The 3,284-nt window shown below is 66.0% G+C and carries 8 protein-coding genes; all 8 read right to left on the bottom strand.

Annotated elements, in window-relative coordinates; genetic code table 11:
- Nucleotides 1-31: 31 nt before the first annotated feature.
- Nucleotides 32-241, bottom strand: coding sequence for a hypothetical protein (locus EPD66_RS23610; protein ID WP_142851012.1), 210 nt, complete (start codon nucleotides 239-241; stop codon nucleotides 32-34).
- Nucleotides 238-828, bottom strand: coding sequence for a hypothetical protein (locus EPD66_RS23605; RefSeq protein WP_142851011.1), 591 nt, complete (start codon nucleotides 826-828; stop codon nucleotides 238-240). Before EPD66_RS23605 ends, EPD66_RS23610 begins: the two co-directional genes overlap by 4 nt.
- Nucleotides 825-1,226, bottom strand: coding sequence for a DUF2730 family protein (locus EPD66_RS23600; RefSeq protein WP_142851010.1), 402 nt, complete (start codon nucleotides 1,224-1,226; stop codon nucleotides 825-827). Before EPD66_RS23600 ends, EPD66_RS23605 begins: the two co-directional genes overlap by 4 nt.
- Nucleotides 1,227-1,351: 125 nt before the next feature.
- The gene (locus EPD66_RS23595) at nucleotides 1,352-1,555 is read right to left on the bottom strand and encodes a hypothetical protein (protein ID WP_255448626.1); all 204 of its coding nucleotides are present in this window, start codon (nucleotides 1,553-1,555) and stop codon (nucleotides 1,352-1,354) included.
- Complete coding sequence (locus EPD66_RS23590) at nucleotides 1,555-2,091, bottom strand: hypothetical protein (RefSeq protein WP_142851009.1); 537 nt, start codon at nucleotides 2,089-2,091, stop codon at nucleotides 1,555-1,557. The genes EPD66_RS23595 and EPD66_RS23590 overlap by 1 nt, the downstream gene beginning before the upstream one ends.
- Nucleotides 2,092-2,100: 9 nt before the next feature.
- Nucleotides 2,101-2,547 (bottom strand): cell wall hydrolase, encoded by a 447-nt coding sequence (locus EPD66_RS23585; protein ID WP_142851008.1) that lies wholly within the window; start codon nucleotides 2,545-2,547, stop codon nucleotides 2,101-2,103.
- Between the two features lie 68 nt (nucleotides 2,548-2,615).
- A complete protein-coding gene (locus EPD66_RS23580; protein ID WP_142851007.1) occupies nucleotides 2,616-3,011 on the bottom strand; it encodes a helix-turn-helix domain-containing protein in 396 nt (131 codons plus the stop codon).
- Nucleotides 2,998-3,284: regulatory protein GemA (locus tag EPD66_RS23575; RefSeq protein WP_142851006.1), on the bottom strand; the 287-nt coding region annotated here is incomplete at its 5' end. The genes EPD66_RS23575 and EPD66_RS23580, both read right to left, overlap by 14 nt.

The following is a 3,284-nucleotide window of genomic DNA, read 5'->3' as shown; positions in this document are numbered from 1 at the left end:
GCAGCCCTGGTCTCGGGAGCATGGGCCATGGTCAGCGCCCTGTCAGCCAGTGCCAGAGGGCGCGCCAATACGAGCCCTCGTAGACCATGAATTTGAAGAGCGGGCCGTCCTCGGTTTGGCTGGCCACCGGCGGTGCATAGGCCGCCAACCCGGTCAGGGTATTGCAGCTCTCGCAGAACTCGCCGGGCAGGCCGAGATAGATGGCCTTGACCATCGGCTCGCCGCAATTGGGGCAGCTCATGCGCCGCCTCCCAGCACGCCCTTCGCGGCGTTAGCGGCAGCGGCCATGATGGCACTCGGCGAGGGCGCCCTAACGCCATCGACCGCTGCCCGGCCCATCGCAACCTCGCGGCCGCGCGGCGTCGCCAGCAGCAGGCCGGGCTGATTTGCCACCAGACCCTGCTGCGCCAGCCAAGCGATCTGCTCCTCGACATCCAAGGTCGAGACGGTCAGGGTCAGGGCGTTGAGGCCGTCGACCACCCAGGCGATGGTAGGCAGCGGCGCGACGCCGGGACAAGTAGTGTGGCCCTGGGCGACATCAAGCCCGGCCTGGGTCAGCATCGCCCCCTCGGCCGGATGCACCTGGCGGGCGACCAATCCCTGATCGGCCAGCCATTTGACCAGGACGCGCACCTGGTCGCGGGTCAGGCTCAGGCCGTAATCGCTCATGCCGTCATGCAGCAACGAGACGGTGGCGCTGAGGCCGGGGCAGCGCGCCAGATCTCGCAGGATGCAGATCCGGGCATGATCATCGGCGGGCTGGTCGGTGACCAGGCGCAGCATGGCCAGCCGGACATGTCCCAGCCAGCGGGCGGAGAAATTGCTCATGATGTCCTCCGTTCAGACAATTCATGGCGCACCAGCATGGTCACGGTGTCTTGCAGACCAGCGACCGACTGGCTCATGCCCCGCACTGTCGCCTCGATGCCGCTGATCGCGGCGGCGACATTGGCCACCGCTTCGCTGATCTGCGCCAAATCTTCCTTGGTCGGCATATGTCGCAAGCTGGTTTCCAGGCGCTCGAAGCGCACCTCCGCCACCTGCAGGCGGCGATCCAGTTCGGCATGCTGTTCGGCATGGCGGGTCTGGAAGACCGAGAGTTCGGCCTTGGTCACCCATTCCCGCCGCATGGCCCAGATGATCCAGGCACAGATCGTCGAAATTGCGCCGCCTGCCGTACCGCCGATCATCAGTGCCATCTTCAGCCACTCGCTCCACTCAGCCATTCTTTTCGCTCTTCCCGCTTTCCTTCTGAGGAGCCTGGCCTGCCGGCACCGGCCGGCGCTTCAACGCTCGTTCAAGCGCCCAGCGGCGGAATAGCTCTTCCGCCGCCTGCGCCTGGTCGCCCAGATCAGCCACGGCCCTGGATCTGCGCATGCAGTTCGTCGGACACGGCGGCCAGCCGGTCCCATTCCTCGGGCGTGGGGTTGCGTTTCTCGCGCACCATCGATTCGATGTCCTTGCGCGCCTGGATCGCGGCCGAGACACCACGCGCGGCGGCATCGGCAATGGTCAGCCCCATCAGCAGCAGCTGGGCCAGCATCATCTTGTCCATTAAATTGCTCCCCCGTGGTGCAGGTAGTCGGTCAGCCGCTCGACCGCCTCCCGCGCCGCCGCCAGGGCGGCCGGCAGGCCAACATCCTCGCCCTTGCGTGCGGCCGCCCGCGCCGCGCTGACAGAGGCATAAGCGATGGCTTCCAGGCGACGGATATGCGCCTGAGTATTGGCCGAGAGGCTGCCCGACTGGATGGCTGCCAAAGCGGCCCGCTGGGCAAACTGGAAATCCGCTTCCAAGGCCCAGACCCGTTGCTCCAGGGTCTCGGCTTTGGGCGTGGCACAGGCAGAAAGGCCGACGGTCAGCGCAGGCAAGACCAGCGCCAGGGCCAGGATCGAATGATTGACGGCAGGCGGCTTGTTGCGGTTGAAGATCGGCGCGCTGGTGACGGCGCGCAGGATCAGATTGAGCAGGCCCCAGAGCAAAATAAAGGCATCGGCATATTGCATGGCCAGCGCCTGATCCACCTTCACGCCGATCAGCCCGAGGCTCACCATCAAGATGTTGGCGATGATGGTTTTATAACCGTTGAGCATTGTCGGGCCTCACGGAATGTCGTTGTAGAAAAGGTGCCCCCCGATGGAGACCACGGGCTTGCGGCCCTGCGCCCAGTCGGGCGACACCGAGCGGGTGTGGTAGTGATCGGCGCCCTGGGTGGCGTCCGTGAATCCGGGCTCGTCGTTCACAACGGCGCAGGCCACCAGCATCGCCCGGCGCAAGGCCGGATCGGACAGGTCGGCTGCGATCAATTTCGGACGGTTGGGGTCGGCGGCATTCCAGCACGAGAATTGCCAAGCCTTGAGACAAACCGCAGCGATGCTGTGATCCGGATATCCGGGCACGCCTGCGCCATACCAGCGCCGCCGGCGCACGCGATTCAAGATGACATGCGCCACGGCGGACATGCCGGCGATGCCTTCGCCACGCGCCTCGCCGTAGAGTGTGCGCGCCAGGATGTCGATGTCCGTAGCGGACGGGGATAATTGGGACATGGGGCCTCCCGTAAGGGGTAACCCCGGCAGGATGCGCGCGCGTGCGGCGGCAACCCAGGTAAAGGGCTTTAGCGGGCCAGATACTCGATCAGGTCGAGTTGGCGGGCATCATCAGGCAGATCACGCTGGATCTGGTAGACCCGCTGCTCGGTGATGCCGGCTGCGCGGGCGATCCTGGCCTTGCTCCAGCCGCGCTGCAACAGGTCGGCCACCAGGGCGCGGCGCCCCTGGCTGCGCAGCGCCGGCACATCAATGCTGTTGCCGGCGTAATGCGCGATCAGCTGGAGGGCCATCTCCCGGCCGAGCACCAGGAGAGGATGCCCCTCGGTCAAGCCCGCCGGCACATAGATCCGCGTGCCGCCGAAATGCTTTACCACGGCATTGGCCACATCGACAGAGGTGTGTTCGACCAGATCGATATAAGCCTGCGGCAGGCCGCGCGGCGCCGCCTTAGCCATGGCCATCCTCCACCCGTTCGGTCCAGCGCTTCAGCTGCTCGATCAGGCGCCGCTTCTCGCGCGCATCGCAGAAGCGCAGGTCGGACTTGCCGACCTGGTTCTCGATCCAGGCGCGCAGGGCTTTCTCGGAGCGGTCGACGAGTTGCCCCGCTTTGCCCAACTCGATCCAAAGCCCCCGGATCATCTGCGATTGCGGATCGCGGGCTGCCGGTGCCGGCAAGGCCGCCTTCGCCGGCTTCCACCCTAAGCGCCGAAACTCTGTCAGCACCTGGTCGAGTT

It is taken from the genome of Telmatospirillum sp. J64-1 (assembly GCF_006980715.1).
Taxonomy (GTDB): domain Bacteria; phylum Pseudomonadota; class Alphaproteobacteria; order Rhodospirillales; family Magnetospirillaceae; genus Oleiliquidispirillum; species Oleiliquidispirillum nitrogeniifigens.
Note: the sequence above shows the minus strand (reverse complement) of the source record. Positions and strands in the feature narration are given on the sequence as shown.

Excerpts from the sequence above, each read along its gene's own strand:
- EPD66_RS23610 (WP_142851012.1), bottom strand. The coding sequence starts at position 241 with ATGAGCTGCCCCAATTGCGGCGAGCCGATGGTCAAGGCCATCTATCTC.
- EPD66_RS23605 (WP_142851011.1), bottom strand. The coding sequence starts at position 828 with ATGAGCAATTTCTCCGCCCGCTGGCTGGGACATGTCCGGCTGGCCATG.
- EPD66_RS23600 (WP_142851010.1), bottom strand. The coding sequence starts at position 1,226 with ATGGCTGAGTGGAGCGAGTGGCTGAAGATGGCACTGATGATCGGCGGT.
- EPD66_RS23595 (WP_255448626.1), bottom strand. The coding sequence starts at position 1,555 with ATGGACAAGATGATGCTGGCCCAGCTGCTGCTGATGGGGCTGACCATT.
- EPD66_RS23590 (WP_142851009.1), bottom strand. The coding sequence starts at position 2,091 with ATGCTCAACGGTTATAAAACCATCATCGCCAACATCTTGATGGTGAGC.
- EPD66_RS23585 (WP_142851008.1), bottom strand. The coding sequence starts at position 2,547 with ATGTCCCAATTATCCCCGTCCGCTACGGACATCGACATCCTGGCGCGC.
- EPD66_RS23580 (WP_142851007.1), bottom strand. The coding sequence starts at position 3,011 with ATGGCCATGGCTAAGGCGGCGCCGCGCGGCCTGCCGCAGGCTTATATC.